Origin of the sequence: Streptomyces sp. BBFR102, from assembly GCF_051397025.1 — a bacterium.
GTDB lineage: Bacteria > Actinomycetota > Actinomycetes > Streptomycetales > Streptomycetaceae > Streptomyces.
Genome location: NZ_CP195757.1, coordinates 3,253,738 through 3,270,622, shown reverse-complemented (window position 1 = coordinate 3,270,622; position 16,885 = coordinate 3,253,738). Strand labels below are relative to the sequence as shown.

The 16,885-nt window shown below is 74.2% G+C and carries 18 protein-coding genes; 7 read left to right on the top strand and 11 right to left on the bottom strand.

Annotated features, from left to right (window positions below; translation table 11 throughout):
• Nucleotides 1–65 precede the first annotated feature (65 nt).
• The 8 genes from ACSLIC_RS14555 to ACSLIC_RS14520 all read right to left on the bottom strand — a co-directional run bounded on the left by ACSLIC_RS14555 (nucleotide 66) and on the right by ACSLIC_RS14520 (nucleotide 8,389).
• Nucleotides 66–476: a PPOX class F420-dependent oxidoreductase gene (locus tag ACSLIC_RS14555; protein ID WP_436738115.1), complete on the bottom strand. Its 411-nt coding sequence runs from the start codon at nucleotides 474–476 to the stop codon at nucleotides 66–68.
• Between the two features lie 50 nt (nucleotides 477–526).
• A complete protein-coding gene (locus ACSLIC_RS14550) occupies nucleotides 527–1,792 on the bottom strand; it encodes an MFS transporter (protein WP_436738114.1) in 1,266 nt (421 codons plus the stop codon).
• Nucleotides 1,789–3,546 (bottom strand): ABC transporter permease subunit, encoded by a 1,758-nt coding sequence (locus ACSLIC_RS14545; RefSeq protein WP_436738113.1) that lies wholly within the window; start codon nucleotides 3,544–3,546, stop codon nucleotides 1,789–1,791. Before ACSLIC_RS14545 ends, ACSLIC_RS14550 begins: the two co-directional genes overlap by 4 nt.
• A 23-nt stretch (nucleotides 3,547–3,569) precedes the next feature.
• Complete coding sequence (locus ACSLIC_RS14540) at nucleotides 3,570–5,126, bottom strand: ABC transporter substrate-binding protein (RefSeq protein WP_436738112.1); 1,557 nt, start codon at nucleotides 5,124–5,126, stop codon at nucleotides 3,570–3,572.
• 56 nt (nucleotides 5,127–5,182) lie between these two features.
• Complete coding sequence (locus tag ACSLIC_RS14535; RefSeq protein ID WP_436738111.1) at nucleotides 5,183–5,788, bottom strand: GNAT family N-acetyltransferase; 606 nt, start codon at nucleotides 5,786–5,788, stop codon at nucleotides 5,183–5,185.
• Between the two features lie 444 nt (nucleotides 5,789–6,232).
• Nucleotides 6,233–6,748, bottom strand: coding sequence for a 2-C-methyl-D-erythritol 2,4-cyclodiphosphate synthase (ispF, locus tag ACSLIC_RS14530; RefSeq protein WP_436738110.1), 516 nt, complete (start codon nucleotides 6,746–6,748; stop codon nucleotides 6,233–6,235).
• Nucleotides 6,738–7,535: a 2-C-methyl-D-erythritol 4-phosphate cytidylyltransferase gene (ispD, locus tag ACSLIC_RS14525; RefSeq protein WP_436738109.1), complete on the bottom strand. Its 798-nt coding sequence runs from the start codon at nucleotides 7,533–7,535 to the stop codon at nucleotides 6,738–6,740. Before ispD ends, ispF begins: the two co-directional genes overlap by 11 nt.
• Nucleotides 7,536–7,906: 371 nt before the next feature.
• Nucleotides 7,907–8,389 (bottom strand): CarD family transcriptional regulator, encoded by a 483-nt coding sequence (locus ACSLIC_RS14520; protein ID WP_003949795.1) that lies wholly within the window; start codon nucleotides 8,387–8,389, stop codon nucleotides 7,907–7,909.
• 730 nt (nucleotides 8,390–9,119) lie between these two features.
• Here ACSLIC_RS14520 and ACSLIC_RS14515 point away from each other — a divergent pair.
• The gene (locus tag ACSLIC_RS14515; protein WP_436738108.1) at nucleotides 9,120–9,779 is read left to right on the top strand and encodes a DUF461 domain-containing protein; all 660 of its coding nucleotides are present in this window, start codon (nucleotides 9,120–9,122) and stop codon (nucleotides 9,777–9,779) included.
• A 78-nt stretch (nucleotides 9,780–9,857) separates the two neighbouring features.
• Here ACSLIC_RS14515 and ACSLIC_RS14510 read toward each other — a convergent pair whose 3' ends face one another.
• Nucleotides 9,858–10,538 carry a response regulator gene (locus tag ACSLIC_RS14510; protein ID WP_436738107.1) on the bottom strand — a complete coding sequence of 227 codons (681 nt, stop codon included), beginning with the start codon at nucleotides 10,536–10,538 and terminating at the stop codon, nucleotides 9,858–9,860.
• Complete coding sequence (locus tag ACSLIC_RS14505) at nucleotides 10,535–11,917, bottom strand: sensor histidine kinase (RefSeq protein WP_436738106.1); 1,383 nt, start codon at nucleotides 11,915–11,917, stop codon at nucleotides 10,535–10,537. Before ACSLIC_RS14505 ends, ACSLIC_RS14510 begins: the two co-directional genes overlap by 4 nt.
• A gap of 186 nt (nucleotides 11,918–12,103) precedes the next feature.
• On the opposite strand from ACSLIC_RS14505, the gene phoU reads away from it, so the two are divergent.
• The 5 genes from phoU to ACSLIC_RS14480 all read left to right on the top strand — a co-directional run bounded on the left by phoU (nucleotide 12,104) and on the right by ACSLIC_RS14480 (nucleotide 14,555).
• On the top strand, nucleotides 12,104–12,784 hold the full coding sequence (gene phoU / locus ACSLIC_RS14500; protein WP_436738105.1) for a phosphate signaling complex protein PhoU: 681 nt from the start codon (nucleotides 12,104–12,106) through the stop codon (nucleotides 12,782–12,784).
• Between the two features lie 346 nt (nucleotides 12,785–13,130).
• Nucleotides 13,131–13,298 carry a hypothetical protein gene (locus ACSLIC_RS14495; protein WP_436738104.1) on the top strand — a complete coding sequence of 56 codons (168 nt, stop codon included), beginning with the start codon at nucleotides 13,131–13,133 and terminating at the stop codon, nucleotides 13,296–13,298.
• 174 nt (nucleotides 13,299–13,472) lie between these two features.
• A complete protein-coding gene (locus ACSLIC_RS14490; RefSeq protein WP_436738103.1) occupies nucleotides 13,473–13,796 on the top strand; it encodes a DMT family transporter in 324 nt (107 codons plus the stop codon).
• Nucleotides 13,786–14,340 carry a TetR/AcrR family transcriptional regulator gene (locus ACSLIC_RS14485; RefSeq protein WP_436738102.1) on the top strand — a complete coding sequence of 185 codons (555 nt, stop codon included), beginning with the start codon at nucleotides 13,786–13,788 and terminating at the stop codon, nucleotides 14,338–14,340. Before ACSLIC_RS14490 ends, ACSLIC_RS14485 begins: the two co-directional genes overlap by 11 nt.
• 53 nt (nucleotides 14,341–14,393) lie before the next feature.
• A complete protein-coding gene (locus ACSLIC_RS14480) occupies nucleotides 14,394–14,555 on the top strand; it encodes a hypothetical protein (protein WP_436738101.1) in 162 nt (53 codons plus the stop codon).
• Between the two features lie 76 nt (nucleotides 14,556–14,631).
• Here ACSLIC_RS14480 and ACSLIC_RS14475 read toward each other — a convergent pair whose 3' ends face one another.
• A complete protein-coding gene (locus ACSLIC_RS14475) occupies nucleotides 14,632–15,393 on the bottom strand; it encodes a phosphoglyceromutase (protein ID WP_436738100.1) in 762 nt (253 codons plus the stop codon).
• Between the two features lie 134 nt (nucleotides 15,394–15,527).
• On the opposite strand from ACSLIC_RS14475, the gene ACSLIC_RS14470 reads away from it, so the two are divergent.
• Complete coding sequence (locus ACSLIC_RS14470) at nucleotides 15,528–16,880, top strand: MDR family MFS transporter (protein ID WP_436738099.1); 1,353 nt, start codon at nucleotides 15,528–15,530, stop codon at nucleotides 16,878–16,880.
• Nucleotides 16,881–16,885 lie beyond the last annotated feature (5 nt).

The following is a 16,885-nucleotide window of genomic DNA, read 5'->3' as shown; positions in this document are numbered from 1 at the left end:
CAGTGCCCCGCCCCCCGTACGCGAGGCGCGTCCACTTCGTGACCGAAGGGGCGGGGCGGTACGGCTCAGAGGCGGCCGACGACCTTGTCCGGGGTGACGCGGACGACGACGCGGGCGGCGTCCTGGCCGGCGGCGGGGTTGAACTCGGCGTACGGCTTGCCGGTGTACTTGCGCGACAGCTCGTCGATCAGCTCCTGACCGCCCTCCTCGGTGACGGTGGCCCGGCCGCGGATCTCGGCGTAGGTGTACGGCTCGTCGAAGGGCTGGACCTGCAGGGTGACGCGCGGGTCGCGGCGCAGGTTCTTGGTCTTGCGCCGGTCGGCGGTGGTGGAGAAGAGCACGTCGTTCCCGTCGCGCTTCACCCAGACCGGGGACAGCTGGGGGCTGCCGTCGGGCTGGATGGTGGCGACGGTGAGGAAGACGGGGGTGTCCAGCTTCTCCTTGAGGGCGTCGCTGAGCTGCGCGGTGTCACTCATCGCGGGCATGCCTCCTGTGGCGGATGGGTCGTACGGGTCCGGCCCCACTCCTACCCCGCCGCGCGCCCCGCCGCACCGCCGCCGCACCCGGACGGCAGCAGCCGCGCCGCCGCCGCGCCCGCCAGCGGTACGGCGGCCAGCGCGCCCCACAGCACCGGCGCCGGAGCCTGGAGCAGCAGCCCGCTCGCCGCGCTCCCGCCGAGCACCGCGAGACCCGAGACCGAGGACAGTGCCCCGGTGGCGAGCCCGAGGTGCCGGTCCTCCACCAGGTCCGGTACGAGCCCCCGGGCGGCCGGGACCAGCAGCATCTGCCCGCAGGTCAGCAGGGTGACCAAGGCCGCGCCGGGCAGCAGTCCGCCGGGCCCGGCCGGGGTGACGGGCACCAGGGCGAACCCGGCGGCGACCAGGGCGAGCCCGGCGGTCAGCGCGGTGCGCGGGGCGAGGCGGACGGCGGCGTGCCGGGTCAGCGGGATCTGGACGGTGACGACCAGCAGCGAGGAGAGGGCGAAGAGCCAGCCGAGGGCCGCCTGGGAGCCGGTGGCCCGTTCCACTTCGGCGGGGAGGGCCAGGTAGAGCTGGTTGTAGGCGAGGAGCCAGGTGCTGTGGGTGAGGCAGAGGACGAGGAAGCGGGGGTTGCGGGCGAGGTGGCGTACGCCGCCGCGGGGGCGTACGCGGTGGACGGCGGCCCGGCGCGGCATCAGCACGGCGTGCCCGGCGAGGACCGCGGCGAAGACGGCGACGCCCGCCGCGCAGGTGGCCCGGAAGCCCCGGTCGCCGCCGAGGGCGAGGAGCAGCGAGCCGAGCAGCGGTCCGAGGAAGGCCCCGGCCTGCCCGGCGGCGGAGAAGACGCCGAGGGTGCGGGCGCGGGCGGTGCCGTCGGCCTGTTCGCGGCGGACGGCCTCGCGGGCGGTCTCGGACTCGACGGCCGGGGAGAACAGGGCGGCGGCGAAGCCGATCAGCAGCACGGCGGCGAGGACGGTGGCGGTGGAGGCGGCGAAGGCGAGCCAGGCGAAGCCGGCGATCCGCAGCCCGCAGCCGGCGAGCACGACGGGCCGGGGCCCGTACCGGTCGGTGAGGGCGCCGCCCACGACGAACAGCCCCTGCTGGCTGAAGGTACGCAGCCCCAGCACCAGACCGACCAGCCAGCCGGCCATGCCGAGCCCCTCGCCGAGGTGGGTGGCGAGGTAGGGCAGCACGGCGTAGAAGCCGGTGTTGAAGGCGAACTGGGTCCCGGCGAGCAGCCGCAGGTAGGGCGGCAGCCCGGTGACCTCGCGGAGGCTGGAGGTGGCGGGGCGGACGCCGGTGCCGGTGGTCATGCCGTCGTCTCGCGGGCGGTGGGGGCGGCGGCGGTCGCGGTGTCGGCGCCGGTGCGGCCTCGTACGGCGGCGGCCGTGAGCACGGCCAGGGCGCCGAGGACGGCGAGCGAGGCGGCCGGGGCGAGCACCGTCCAGGGGGCGCGTTCCCCGTACGGCATGTTCTCGGAGAGCATCCGGCCCCACTCGGGCGCGGGCGGCTGGGTGCCGAGGCCGAGGAAGCCGAGGGCGGCCAGGGCGAGGGCGAGCGCGGGCATCCGGAGCGCGGCGTGCCGGGTGACGGGCGGCAGCACGGCGGGGAGCAGGTGGCGCCGGAGCAGGTGGGCCCGGCCGGCGCCGAGCGAGCGGGCGGCGGCGAGGTGGGGCGCGGCCCGCTCCTGGGCGTACAGGGCCTCGGTGTGGGCGGCGAGCGGTGCCCAGGCCACGGCGGTGACGGCGGCGGCCGCGCCCCACGGCCCGGGTCCGGCGACGGCTGCGGTGAGCAGCCCGGCGAGGACGGCGGGCAGCGCGTTGACGGTCTCGGTGAGGGCGTTCGCCCGCAGGAATCCGGCGACCAGCCCGAGCAGCAGCGCGGCGGCGGCGACCGCGAGCGCCGTCAGCACGGTACGGGCGGCACCGTGGCCGAGGCGGGCCAGTACGTCCCGCCCGAGCGCGTCGGTGCCGAAGGGGTGCGCGGCCGACGGCGGCAGCAGCCGGGCGGCGGCGTCCACGTGCAGCGGGTCGCGGACCAGCCCGGCGACGAGCACCGCGCAGAACACCACGGCCAACGCGAGCGCCCCGGCGGCGACCCCCCGGCGGGCGGGCAGCCGGGGCGCGACCAGCGTGGGCAGCGCCCGGTCGGCCAGGGCCGGACCGAGCAGCGCCCGGGCCAGGAGGCGTACGGCGAGGGCGGCGGTCAGCCCCGTCAGCAGCAGCATCAGCACGGCGGCCTGGAGGACGGGCAGGTCCTGGGCGAGGGCACCGGCGAGGGCGGTGGAGCCGAGCCCGGGCACGGCGAAGAGGGTCTCGACGGCGACCGCGCCGCCGGTGAGGCCGACCACGACCAGGCCGCCCTGCGGCAGCAGCCCCGGCAGCGTGCGGCGCAGGGCGTGCCGGGCGACGCGGCGCGGCGGCAGCCCGGCGGCGGTGGCGGCCCTGGCCCAGGGTTCGGCGAAGGCGGCCGGGAGCGCGTCGTCGAGGAGGCGGCCGAGCAGGGCTCCGGCGGGCACGCCCATGGCCAGGGCGGGCAGCACGGCCTCGGCCGGGGTGCCCCAGCCGAGCGCCGGGAACCAGCCGAGGTGGACGGCGAACACCGTCGCCAGCACGGCGGCGAGCAGGAACTCGGGGAGCGCGGCCAGGACGGCGGCGAGCACCCCGGCCCGGGCGGTGGTGGCCTCCCGGCGGGCCCCCCGGCGCAGGGTGCGGGCGCTGAGGGCGAGGGCGAGCGGCACGGCGACGGCGAGCGAGACGCCCATCAGCGACAGCGAGGTGGCGAGCGCGGCCGTGACGTCCGGGCCGACCGGCTGACCGGAGACCCAGGAGGTGCCGAGGTCGCCGTGGAGCAGCCCGGCGGCCCACTGGCCGAGGACGTGGCCGGGCCCGCCGTCGAGGCCGGTCTCGGCGCGGATGGCGTCGAGGACCTCGGGGGTGGGCTGCCGGTCGCTGTAGCGGGCGTGCAGGATCGTCAGCGCCGGGTCGGTCGTGGTCAGCCAGGGCAGCAGGCCGATGAGGGCGAGGACGGCGAGCAGGGTGAGGGCTCGCCCGGCGAGGTGCTTCACGTCGGTCGCGGTGCCGGGCCGGGTCAGCGCAGCCGGGTGTCGGAGGTGATCAGGCGGCGCTCCATCGGATCGAGGGCGACCCCGTCGACCTTCCCGGAGTCGAAGCCCTGCACGAACCGTTCGTGGACCAGCGGTACGGCGGCGTCGGCGCCGAGGATCTTCGCCTCGGCCTCCATCTCGGCGGCGTGCCGCGCCTGGGTCCCGGCCGCCCCGGCGGCCTCGGCCACCGCCGCGTCCACGCCCTTGTCGCAGAGTTGCGCGATGTTGAAGCTGCCCTCGCAGGTGAAGTCGGAGCCGAGGTAGGAGACCGGGTCGGCGGTGTCGAGCAGGGTGTTGCGGGCCTGGATGAAGGCGTCGTACCTGCCCGCCAGCGCGTCCGCCTCCATCTGCGCGTAGTCGCGCACGTACTGCTTGACGGTGAACCCGCGCGCCTCCAGCTGCTGCTGGACCGCCGAGGCGACCTCGGGCAGCTCGGGCCGGTTGGTGTAGGTGGCGAGCACGATCTCCTTCGTCTTCGCCACCTCGGCCTCGCCCGCCGCCTTCGCCCGGCCCTCGGGCGCCCTGCGCGCGTCGGCGGCCCACCGCACACCGGGCCCGAGCAGTCCCCGCGCGGTGTCGGCGCGACCCTCGTAGACCCCGTCGACCAGGGCCTTGGAGTCGATGGCCGAACGGGCGGCGGCCCGGATCGCCGGGTCGGCGAAGGCGCCCCGCCGGGTGTTCAGGTACAGCGTGTTGGTGCGCGCGGTCGGCACCTCGTGGATCTGCTTCTCGTCCAGCAGCGAGGTCTGGGCGACGGGCACGTACTCGGCGATGTCGGCCGTGCCGGTCCGCAGCGCGTTGGCCCGCGCGGTCCCGTCGGCGACGAACTTCACGTCGACGCCCGGCGCCTTCGCCTTCCCGCCCCAGTACGTGTCGTTGCGCTCCAGCGTCGCGGAGACGGCGCCGTCGACCTCGGTCAGCGTGTACGGCCCGGTGGCGTGGCCGGCCGGGTCCACCTTGGCGCCCTGGGCGTAAGCGGCCTCGGAGAGGATGGCGAGCGAGGGGTTGGCGAGCCGCTGGGGCAGCAGCGGGTCGGCCTCGGCGGTGGTGACGCGGACGGTCCGCTTCCCTTCCGCCTCGGCCGTGAGCCGCACGTCGCTGAGGACGCGCGGCTTGGGCGAGGCGTCCTCAGCCGCGGCCAGCGAGCGCACCACCGCCTCGGCGTCGACGGCCCCGCCGTCCTGGAACCGGGCGTCCCGCAGGGTGAACTCCCAGCCCTTGTCCCCGTCCCGCCGCCACTTCGTGGCGAGCGCGGGCGCCGCTGCGCCCTCCTCGTCGATCCGGGTCAGCCCTTCGATGACGGAGAGCCGACTGAGGGTCACCGCGTCGTCCCCGTACGGCGACATGGCCTGGGCGGGCGGGAACGCCATGACGGCCCGCAGCCGCTGGTCACCGCCGCCGGAGGCACCCCCGCCGGTGGAGCCGCCGCAGGCGGCGACGGAGAGAAGCAGCGCGGCGGCGCCGAGCGCGAGCAGGGGGCGCCGGGCGCCCGTCCGGGCGGGGTTCCGGCGGGTGGACGGCGTGGACGACTGGGGCGACATGGGCGAGACCTTATATGAAAACGATTGTCATAAGAAAGGGGCGGAGACCGGCGGGATCAGGCGGACACGACGCCCGGCCGCCCGAGCCCTGCCACCGGCACCTCGAAGTGGACGATCCCCTGCCCGCCGCCGGGCAGCGCCCGCTCGTCGCAGACCTCCTCGGCGGTGGCCCGCCAGAACGCCTCGGCGCCGGGCACCGACGGGTCGGTGTGCAGGTAGACCCGCTCATACCCACCGGCACGCACCGCGAAGTCGCACAACTCCCGCACCAGGCGCCGGGCCAGCCCGTGGCGCCGGTGCTCGGGCCGTACGTAGATCCGGCAGAGCTGGGCGGTACCGCCCGAGGGGAAGCGGTCGGCGACCCACTGCGGATTGGGCGGCGCGGCGGGTCCCCGGTCGCGGACGGCGCCGGTCGCGACGATCTCCCCGCCCCGCTCGACGACGAGCAGCGTGCACCGCTCGGGCTCCAGGTAGGCCGCGACCGGGTCGATGATGTCGGCGTGCCAGCGGGGCACGTAACCGGAACGCAGATCCCGGTAGACCGTGTCCAGCATCACGGCCCGCGCCCCCGGCACATCGGCCCCCCCCGCGGTCCGCAGCACGTACGCGTCCCGCCCGACCCGCTCCCGGACACCCGCCTCCACTCCGGCGACCACAGCCATCCCGCCTCCCACCAGCCCTTATCAGCCACACGAACCCGCCCTGTCAGCGTACGTGCAACCCATGCGCAAGAGTGGACCCCGGTACTGGAAGACCCCATTCCGCCCCACCGATCCCCCCTGCCACCCTCCCCCAACCCCATGGACAGCGCCGACGCACAACTCCTCCGCGACCGCCCCCACCGCCCCGCCGGAATCAGCCCGGCCGGCGCTTGAGGCCATCAGCGACGGCAACCCCCGGGGCGCCCGAACGCCCACCCCACCCCGCAGAAATCAGCCCCGGCCGGCGCTTGAGGCCATCAGTGACGGCAGCGGCCCGGGGCCGCACCCAAGTGCCCCACCTCAGCCGACCCCAGCCGGGCCGGCGCCTGAGGCCGAAGAGCCCGGCCGGCGCTTGAGGCCACCTCACCCAAGCCCGGCCGGGCGGAACCCGACGCTGAACCCCGACTACCGGCCCCGGTACACCAGGGCGGTGGCGATCGCCGCCAACCCCTCCCCACGCCCGGTGAGCCCGAGCCCGTCCGTGGTGGTCCCGGACACGGACACGGGCGCCCCCACCGCGGCGGACAAGGCGGCCACAGCCTCCCCCCGCCGCTTGCCCACCTTGGGCCGCACCCCGATGACCTGCACCGCCACGTTCCCGATCTCCAGCCCTTCGGCCCGTACGATCCGTGCGGCCTCGCTCAGGAGCGCGACCCCGGACGCGCCGGCCCACTCGGGCCGCGAGGTGCCGAAGTGCGCCCCCAGATCCCCGAGCCCCGCGGCCGAGAAGAGCGCGTCGCAGGCGGCGTGCGCGGCCACGTCCCCGTCGGAGTGCCCGGCGAGTCCGAACTCCTCACCCTCCCAGAGCAGCCCCGCGCACCACAGCTCGCGCCCCCGCTCGAAGGCGTGCACATCGGTGCCGATCCCGACCAGCGGCATCGCGAACCCCGCCCCGCCCCGGGGCCCCGTCTCAGTACCCATCGTTGGCCCTCCTACGCGCCAGAACCGCCTCGGCCAGCACCAGATCGAGCGGCCTCGTCACCTTGAAGGCTTCCTCGTGCCCGGGCACGACCACGACCGGCAGCCCCAGCCGCTCGCAGAGCCCGGCGTCGTCCGTGGCGCCCTCGCCCTCCACGGGCCCCTGCCGGTGCGCGCGGTCCAGCGCCTCCCGGTCGAACCCCTGCGGCGTCTGCACCGCCCGCAGCCGCGCCCTCTCGGGCGTCGCCACCACCGGTTCACCGGGTGCGGTGGCGCCCTCGGCGAGCGCCCCGACCTCCTTGACGGTGTCGCTCAGCGGCAGCCCGGGCACGACGGCCGGGGCCCCGCCCCGTACCGCCACCACCACACCGTCGACGATGTCCACCGGCACCAGCGGCCGGGCCGCGTCGTGCACCAGGACGGTCGCCACGTCGGCGGGCAGCGCGTCGAGCCCGCGCCGTACCGACTCCTGCCGGGTCTCACCGCCGGCCACGACCACGACGTCGGTCTCGTCCCCGCCGCCGGCCCGTTCCGGCGCGAACGAGGGCGCCTCGGTCGGGTGGAGGTGGTCGTCGACCATCGCGCGCACCTCGGCGACACCGTCGGGCGGGGCGACCACCACGACCAGGGACACGGCGCGCGAGGCGGCCATGGCCCGGACGGCGTGGACGAGCATGGGGGTTCCGTGCAGCGTACGCAGGGCTTTCGGGGTGCCGGGGCCGAGCCGCACACCGCGGCCGGCCGCCGGAATCACCACCGCCGTGCGGGGCGCCTGGGTTTCGTCAGTCATCGGTTCCGTTCAGGTTTGTACGCTCGGGCGTCCTGGGTATGGCCACCAACGTGCCGGGCGCGACGTCTGGACCGGACCCTTCCGTGACTTCCGGTCGAGTCGGTCGCCGGGGACCCGGCACGTCCAGCAGCGACACGCCGGGGGCCATTCCGACCACAGACGCGACACCACCACCACACACAGCACGCGTCGCTCAGTATCCCGGTACGCCAGAGGGGCACACCGGCAAGGCGTGCCCCTCTTTCGCGCCGCACTGTCGGGCGCCACTTCCTGCCCGGATATGCCGAATCGCCCGGTGAAGGTGATCAGCGGGCGATACGGCAGATGGGACGTGCGCGCTCACGCGACGCCGCTCCGCGAGGAGCGGGGTGTCAGGAGGCGAGCACCTCGTCGAGGAGGGCCTCGGCCTTGTCCTCGTTGGTGTTCTCGGCCAGCGCCAGCTCGCTGACCAGGATCTGGCGAGCCTTCGCCAGCATGCGCTTCTCACCGGCGGACAGACCGCGCTCGCGCTCCCGGCGCCACAGGTCGCGGACGACCTCGGCGACGCGGATCACATCGCCCGACGCCAGCTTCTCCAGATTCGCCTTGTAGCGTCGGGACCAGTTGGTCGGCTCCTCGGCGTACGGCGCGCGCAGCACCTCGAAGACCCGGTCCAGACCGTCCTGGCCCACTACGTCGCGCACGCCGACCAGCTCCGCGTTGTCCGCGGGCACGCGCACCGTCAGGTCGCCTTGCGCGACCTTGAGAACCAGGTAGTTCTTGTCCACACCCTTGATCTGGCGAGTTTCGATTGCCTCGATCAGCGCGGCTCCGTGATGGGGATAGACCACGGTGTCGCCAACCTTGAACGTCATGTGACAGGTACCCCTTCCGTGGCTATCAAGGGTAACACGAGAATCGAGACCCTTGAATGGCGTTTTCGCAGGTCAGGCCATATCTCAGGGCTTGACAACAACAACGCGAACGTGCTGCGAAGGCCCCACGGAACGAGGTATTCGCAGGTCGGGGCAGCTCTGCAGGGAAAGGGAAACGCGTACGTTACAGGTGGTTGAGGCCGGAAAGGAAGGGCCCTATGTCCTAGTTTGTCCGGCCCAGCGCCCTCCCGTACGGCTCCCGTGCTCGAAGGACCGCGTCACACTTCCCGGCATTGCCGGAATTGATCACGCGGACCTCCCCGGGAGCACCGGAGGGGTCGACTCCGGGGCACCGGGGAAACGCCGCACGGGATCACGGCACGATCACGGGGTGATCACGCGGCGCGGCGTGGACGAGAAGGAGCGGCGCTCCGATCCATTTCCCCCGGCGCCCGCGCATTCCTTACGGGAAATCCCGGGAATCCCCCTCACCGGCGCCGCCCGCGCATTTCCGGATTGCCGCGGACCGGCCCCGGCGGGCACCCTCAGCCACCCTCGCGACGTGAGGCACGGACCGCCCCGGCAGTCCCGGGCCCGGGAGGGGGCGGGTCGGGTGAACCCCGGTGGCGACGGCTCGGTAACCTGATCACGCTTGACCGGGAGGGTCCCGAACCGCCCCCTTGGCCCGTACCGACCTCGTTCCGTCCTCGTGCAAGGAGTTGCCCGCACCGTGAGCAGCAGCCTTCGACGCGGCGCCATCGCCGCCGCCGCCATCGCGTTCTCGATCGCCTCGCTCGCCTCGTGCGCCGCAGGGAAAAACGCGGAGACCCACCAGATCCGTCCGGACAACGCGGCGGCCACGGTCGGCGACATCATGGTCCAGAACGCCACGATCGTGACCCAGCCCGACCTTGAGTCGACCGGCCCCGCGATCGTCGCCGCCACCATCTTCAACAACGGCGACAAGGACCAGACCCTCGACTCGGTCGTGGTCGACGGCGTGAACAAGAAGGCCGAGCTGACCGCCGCGCAGGGCAACGGCCCGCTGACCATCCCGGCCGGCGGCCGCCTCATCGTCGGCGGCAAGGACAACGCCTCGGCGGTCCTGCCCAGCAGTCGCCTCGCCGTCCTCGACGGCAACGCGCAGGCCGTCACCTTCACCTTCAGCCGCACCGGCGACGTGAAGCTGGACACCCTGGTCGTCCCGGCCACCAGCTACTTCAAGAAGTGGGGCCCGAGCGAGACGCCGAGCGCCCCGGCCTCCGGCAGCCCGTCCCCGGGGAACTCCAAGGCCCCGGGTGAGGGCGCCGAGGCCCCGGCCGACGAGACCGGCGCCCCCGCCGAGGGCGCGCAGGGCGAGGCCGGCGAGGCGTCGCACGCCGGTCACTGAGACCACGTACGAGGAGGGCGGGACCCGCACCGGGTCCCGCCCTCCTCGTCTGTCCGGCCCGCCGTGGACCGGGCCCCGTCAGGGCTCGAACTTGTAGCCCAGGCCGCGCACGGTGACCAGGTAGCGCGGGGCGCCCGGGTCCGGCTCGATCTTGGCGCGCAGGCGCTTGACGTGGACGTCCAGGGTCTTGGTGTCGCCCACGTAGTCGGCGCCCCAGACCCGGTCGATGAGCTGCATCCGGGTCAGCACGCGCCCGGCGTTGCGCAGCAGCATCTCCAGCAGGTCGAACTCCTTGAGCGGCAGGTCGACCTTGCCGCCGGCGACGGTGACCACGTGCCGGTCCACGTCCATCCGTACCGGACCGGCTTCCAGGGCCTGCGGTACGGCCTCCTCCGGTTCGCCCCGCCGGCGCAGCACGGCGCGGATGCGGGCGACCAGTTCGCGCGAGGAGAAGGGCTTGGTGACGTAGTCGTCGGCGCCTATCTCCAGGCCGACGACCTTGTCGATCTCGCTGTCCTTGGCGGTGACCATGATCACCGGCACGTTGGACCGGCCGCGCAGCTGGCGGCAGACCTCGGTGCCGGGCAGCCCGGGCAGCATCAGGTCGAGCAGGACCAGGTCGGCGCCGTTGCGCTCGAACTCGTCGAGTCCCTCGGGCCCGGTGGCGGCGACGGCGACCTCGAAACCCTCCTTGCGCAGCATGTAGGACAGGGCGTCGCTGAAGGATTCCTCATCCTCGACGACGAGCACTCGGGTCACGGGAGGACCTCCGGGGCAGGGAGAACGGATGGTGGGGCGGGCGGCGGTGCGGTGGACGCGGCGGGGGCCGCCGCGCGTTCCGCGCCGCCGGGTACGTCGTCGGTACGGGGGCGCCGGGTGGCGCCGGAGCCCTCGGCGGGGCCGGGGGCGGTGGTCGTGGTGGGGCCGCCGGAGTCCGGGGCCATCTCGGGCCGGGGCCTGCGCTTCGACCTCGAACGGCGGTCGCGGGTGGCACCGGCCTCGGGGAGGCGGAGGGTGAAGGTCGAGCCCTGGCCCTCGGAGCTCCAGACGGTGACCTCGCCGCCGTGCGAGGCGGCGACGTGCTTGACGATGGCGAGGCCGAGGCCGGTGCCGCCGGTGGCGCGGGAGCGGGCGGGGTCGACGCGGTAGAAGCGCTCGAAGACCCGCTCGCGGTCCTTCTCCGATATGCCGATGCCCTGGTCGGTGACGGTGATGTCGATGTACTCGCCGCCGGGCTCACTGACCCGGCGGGCGGCCACCCCGACCCGGGTGCGGGGCGGGCTGTAGTTGACGGCGTTCTCGACCAGGTTGCCCAGCGCGCCGACCAGCGCGCCCCGACTGCCCCAGACGAAGAGGTCGATGTCGCCGCCCCAGCTCATGGTGATCTGCTTGTGGGCGGCGGCCTGGCGGCTGCGGTCCATCGCCTCGGCGATCAGCTCGTCCACGTCGACGGGCTCGGCGTCCTCCATCGGGTCGTCGTTCTGGACCCGGGAGAGGTCGATCAGCTCCTGGACGAGGCTGGTCAGGCGGGTCGCCTCGATCTCCATCCGCCCGGCGAACCGCTCGACCGCCTCCGGGTCGTCGGCCGCGTCCCGGACCGCCTCGGAGAGCAGCGAGAGGGCACCGACCGGGGTCTTCAGCTCGTGGCTGACGTTGGCGACGAAGTCGCGGCGTACCGCCTCGATGCGGCGGGCCTCGGTCAGATCCTCGACCAGCAGCAGCACCAGGCGGGAGCCGAGCGGGGCGACCCGTGCGGAGACGGCGAGGCCCTCTCCCCGGCCGGCGCCCCGGCGGGGCAGGTCCAGCTCGGCCTGGCGTATCTCCCCGTCGCGCCGGGTGTCGCGGGCCATCCTCACCATCGGCTCGACGGCCAGTTTGCCGCCCCGCACCAGCCCGAGGGCGTACGCGGCGGAGCTGGCCTTGACCACGCCGTCCCCCTCGTCGAGCACGACGGCGGAGGAGCGCAGGGCGGAGAGGACGGTGTCGACGCCCGCCGGCAGCACCGGGGTGCTGTGCAGGGAGGTACGGGTGGGCCGGCGCAGCTCGCGTTCGCTCCAGCGGAACGCCAGCATCGCGATGACGCCGGTGCACACGCCGGCGAGCGCGGCCACCGCGGCCACTGCCGTGTTCACGTCCATGTGTCCAGGTTATGCGGGCGCAAGCCCCAGCTCACAGCGGCGGGAGCGCGGCCCGCACCACTCGTCGCCCAGAGTTCACCGTGGCGACGGGGGCGGTTCACCAGAGATGCCGGATGCCGTCGCGAAGTGCCCCCACCGTGGGAGCGTGGGGCCCAGAGCCCCCCGGAACCGGGAGAGAGGGAGCCCATGCGGGACGCGTACCACGAGGAACTGGACTCGATCGGCGACAGCCTGGTCGAGATGGCGCGGCTGGTCGGGTCGGCCATCGGACGTGCCACCACGGCGATACTGGACGCCGATCTGAACCTGGCGGAGAGCGTGATCGCCGGTGACCAGAGGATCGACGACCTCCAGCACGACCTGGAGGCACGGGCCATCGCGCTGCTGGCCCGCCAGCAGCCGGTCGCGACCGATCTGCGGATCGTCGTGACGAGCCTGAGGATGAGCGCCGACCTGGAGCGCTCCGGCGATCTGGCGAAGCACGTGGCGAAGCAGGCGCGGCTGCGCTTCCCCGACTCGCCGGTCCCCCGGGACCTGCACGCGACGCTGCTGGAGATGGGTCAGCTGGCGCAGCGGCTGATGGCGAAGGCGGCCGAGGTGATCATCACCAAGGACGTCGACCAGGCGCTCCAGCTGGAGACCGACGACGACGAGATGGACCTGCTGCACCGCGCGCTCTTCCAGCACCTGATGGACGACCGCTGGCAGCACGGCGTGGAGACGGCCGTGGACGTGACGTTGCTCGGCCGCTACTACGAGCGGTTCGCCGACCACGCCGTCTCGGTCGCCAACCGCGTCGTCTACCTGGTGACCGGCGAGCACGCCGACGACATCCAGCCGCCGGCGGTGCCGGTCGAGGGCGTGTAGCCCGAGCGGACGGCGAGGCCCGCGCGGGCCGGTCGGTGAGGGGCGGGGTGCCGACGGGCGCCCCGCCCCTCTCGTCGCATCCGCACCCGGCGCCCCCGCCGCCCCGCCCGTTCCGTGCGGAGGTGCGAGCCGGGCGCATCAGCGTGCGGCCCTCCCGTCCCGTACGCCCATGTGCGCCGTTGATGCGCCCGCCGGTCGGGGCGTCCAATGAGAGGCGGTACGGCTCCGAGCCGTACCCACCGCCGCCCGTCCGCGAGATCCGGACGGCGTACCCGGCCGACGTGCCTCCACCGAGTCGGCCCGGCCCGTGTACGCCGCCCGTCCCGCGACCTGTGAAGGGAACGCCATGGCCCAGGCCCGCATACCCGAGACCTCCCAGGAACAGCGCGTCCACCCCGCCGCCAGCCGCGACCTGCCCCGGCTCGTCCTGTTGGGCGCCTGCGGCTGCGGCTCCAGCTGCGGCTGCGGCTGCCAGTCCGGCGGCTCGTGCCAGTGCGGGGGCGGCTGCGGCTGACCCGCCACCGCGCCACGGGCCCGCGCCTCCGGTGAATCCGCCGGAGGCGCGGGCCTCGCGGACGTGAGCGGGTGCCGCACGCCGGAATAACTGGACAGACGTCCAGGTTGTTCGTCCGGGGGCGCCCGCCTCCCGCGTACTCTCACCACCCTGCGGACGGAACGGAGCATCACGATGACGTGGGTCCTGCTGGCGTGCGCGATCCTCGCCGAAGTCACGGCGACGATCTCCCTGCGGCTCTCCGAGGGGTTCTCGCGGATCGCCCCGTCGATCATCGTGGTCGTCGGCTACCTCACCGCCTTCACCCTGCTGGCCCTGGTCCTCAAGCGCGGTATGGCCATCGGCGTCGCCTACGGCATCTGGGCCGCCGCCGGAGTCGCCCTGGTCGCCTTGATCGGCGCCGCCTTCCTCGGCGACAGCCTGACGCCGGTCCAGTACGGCGGCCTGGCCCTGGTCGCCGCCGGCGTGGTCGCACTGGAGGCCGGCGGTGCCCACTGAACCCCAGGCCGACGGCCGCCGGGCGCGCGGCGAGGAGACCCGGCGGCGCCTGCTGGACGCGACGGTCCGGGTGATCGAGCGCGACGGGGTCGCCGGGGTCACCCACCGCGCCGTCGCCGCCGAGGCGGGCGTCCCCAAGTCGGTCGCCTCCTACCACTACCCGGCCGTCGACGACCTCCTCACCGCCGCCCTGCGCGACAGCTCCGACGCCTACGCCCGCGACCTCTCCGCCCGCCTCCCCGAGGGCTACGGCCTGGGCGACCTCGCCGCCCGCCTCGCCGCCTGCCAGGAGCAGAACCGCTCCCGCGCACTGGCCGAGTACGAGCTGTACCTCCAGGCGGCGCGCCGCCCCGCCCTGCGCCCGGCCGCCGCCCGCTGGACCGACGTCCTCGGCGAACTGGCCGCCCCCTTCACCACCGACCCCGCCACCGTCACCACCCTCACCGCCACCCTGGACGGCCTCTTCCTCCAGGCCCTGCTACGGGACGAGCCGGTGGACGCGGGGCGGGTGGAGGAGGCGATGCGCCGGGTGATCGGCACGTGATCGGCGGGGCTGACGGAGGCGGACGGCAGGTCCGGACGCTGGAAGTGGCCCCCTTGTCCACCAGGCTCGTCGGCAGCGGCGGGATCGACGGCTCCGAGTTCGCGGCATACGGGCTCGACGTACCCTCGATCGCCGCATTGCGCCGGTGGGCGCAGGAATGGGCCGACGACATCGCGGAACGGCTCCTGGATCGGGAAGAGCCGACCCGGGACTGATGCCGACGAGTGACAGCGGGCCCCCGCCTGCGATTCCCGGCAGTCGGGGGCCCGCTCCGCGAGGGAGGAGGTGTTCCTACTTCTTCTTGCCCTGGTTCTTCACAGCCTCGATGGCGGCCGCGGCCGCCTCCGGGTCCAGGTAGGTCCCCCCGGGGTTCAGCGGCCGGAAGTTCTCGTCCAGCTGGTAGGAGAGGGGGATGCCGGTCGGGATGTTGAGGCCCGAGATGTCGGCGTCGGAGATCTGGTCGAGGTGCTTGACCAGGGCGCGGAGGCTGTTGCCGTGGGCGGCGACGAGGACCGTGCGGCCGTCGAGGAGGTCGGGGACGATCGCGTCGTACCAGTACGGGAGCATGCGCTGGCCGACCTGGAGGAGGGCCTCCGTGCGGGGGCGGGCCTCCGGGGGGATGGCGGCGTAGCGCGGGTCGTCGTACTGGGACCACTCGGCGTCGGGGGCCAGCGGCGGGGGCGGGGTGTCGTAGGAGCGGCGCCAGAGCATGAACTGCTCCTCGCCGAACTCCTCCAGGGTCTGGGCCTTGTCCTTGCCCTGGAGGGCTCCGTAGTGGCGCTCGTTCAGCCGCCAGGAGCGGTGGACCGGAATCCAGTGGCGGTCGGCGGACTCCAGGGCGAGCTGCGCCGTGCGGATGGCGCGCTTCTGGAGCGAGGTGTGTACGACGTCGGGGAGGAGCCCGGCGGCCACCAGCAGCTCGCCGCCGCGTACAGCCTCCTTCTCGCCCTTCTCGGTGAGGTTGACGTCCACCCAGCCGGTGAACAGGTTCTTCGCGTTCCACTCGCTCTCGCCGTGGCGGAGGAGGATCAGCTTGTACGGTGCGTCGGCCATGGGCCCGAGCGTAATCCAAGGCCGGGGTGGGGGCGTGGACGGGCCGTATCGCGAAATCGGATGGCTGTCGGCGACCCGGCGGACGTAATATGCGCTCGCCCAGTTCACTGCTTACCTCACGCGGAGTCGCGATCATGCCCGTCCCGTCCCTGCCGTCACCGTCCTCGCTCGTTCCGAGAGCGGTCCGGACGGCCGTGCGGCGCAGTGTCTCCGGGTTGCCCCGCGAGTTCTGGTGGCTGTGGACGAGCACGCTCGTCAACCGGCTCGGCGGGTTCGTCGCCACCTTCATGGCGCTGTACCTGACGCTGGAGCGCGGGCACTCGGCCTCGTACGCGGGGCTGGTCGCGGCGCTGCACGGGCTCGGCGGGGTGATCTCGTCACTGGCCGCCGGCGTGCTGACCGACCGGCTCGGACGGCGGCCCACCATGCTGATCGCGCAGGTGTCGACGGCCCTGTCGGTGGCGCTGCTCGGCTTCATGACGGACCCGGTGGCGATCGCCGCCGTCGCCTTCCTGGTCGGCGCGTCGATGAACGCCAGCCGTCCCGCGGTGCAGGCGATGATGGCCGACATCGTGCGGCCCGAGGACCGGGTGCGGGCGTTCTCGCTCAACTACTGGGCGATCAACCTGGGGTTCGCCGTCTCGGCGATGGCGGCGGGGTTCATCGCCCAGTACAGCTACCTGGCCGGGTTCCTCGGGGAGGCGGTGATGACGCTGACCTGCGCGATCCTCGTCTTCGTCAAGCTGCCGGAGTCGCGGCCCGAGCGGTCGGCCGAGGAGCAGGGCGCCGAGGACGCGGTGAGCCTCGGGACGGTGCTGCGTGACGGGCGGTTCATGGGTGTGGTCGTGCTGTCGTTCCTGGCCGCGCTCGTCTTCCAGCAGGGGGCGGTGGGGCTGCCGGTGGCGATGGGGCGCGCGGGGTTCAGCCCGGCCGACTACGGGCTGGTCGTCGCGGTCAACGGCGTGCTGATCGTGGCACTCCAGATCCCCGTCACCCGGTTCATCGAGCACCGGGACGCGGGGCGGCTGCTGACGATCTCCACGCTGCTCGCCGGGTACGGCTTCGGGCTGACCGCCTTCGCCGGGTCGATCGGGGCCTTCGCGCTGACCGTCTGCGTCTGGACGCTGGCCGAGATCATCAACGCGCCGACCCAGACGAGCCTGGTCGTCCGCCTCTCGCCGGTCCACGGGCGCGGCCGCTACCAGGGCATGTACACGCTGTCCTGGGCGGTCGCGGCGATGGTGGCGCCGCTGATGTCAGGCATCGTCCTGGACCGCTGGGGCGCGGCCTGGCTCTGGGGCGCGTGCGCCGTCATCGGCACGGTCGCGGCCGGCGGGTACCGGCTGCTCGTCCGGGGCCTGGGCGACGAGGAGAGCCGCCCCACGCCCGCGGCCGCCGGTTCCCTCCCGCTGACCCCGGAGCCGCCGGTGGAGCTGACGGCGCCGAAGCCGGACGGGGAGCGGGACGCGCTGCGCAAGCCGGCCTGAGCGGG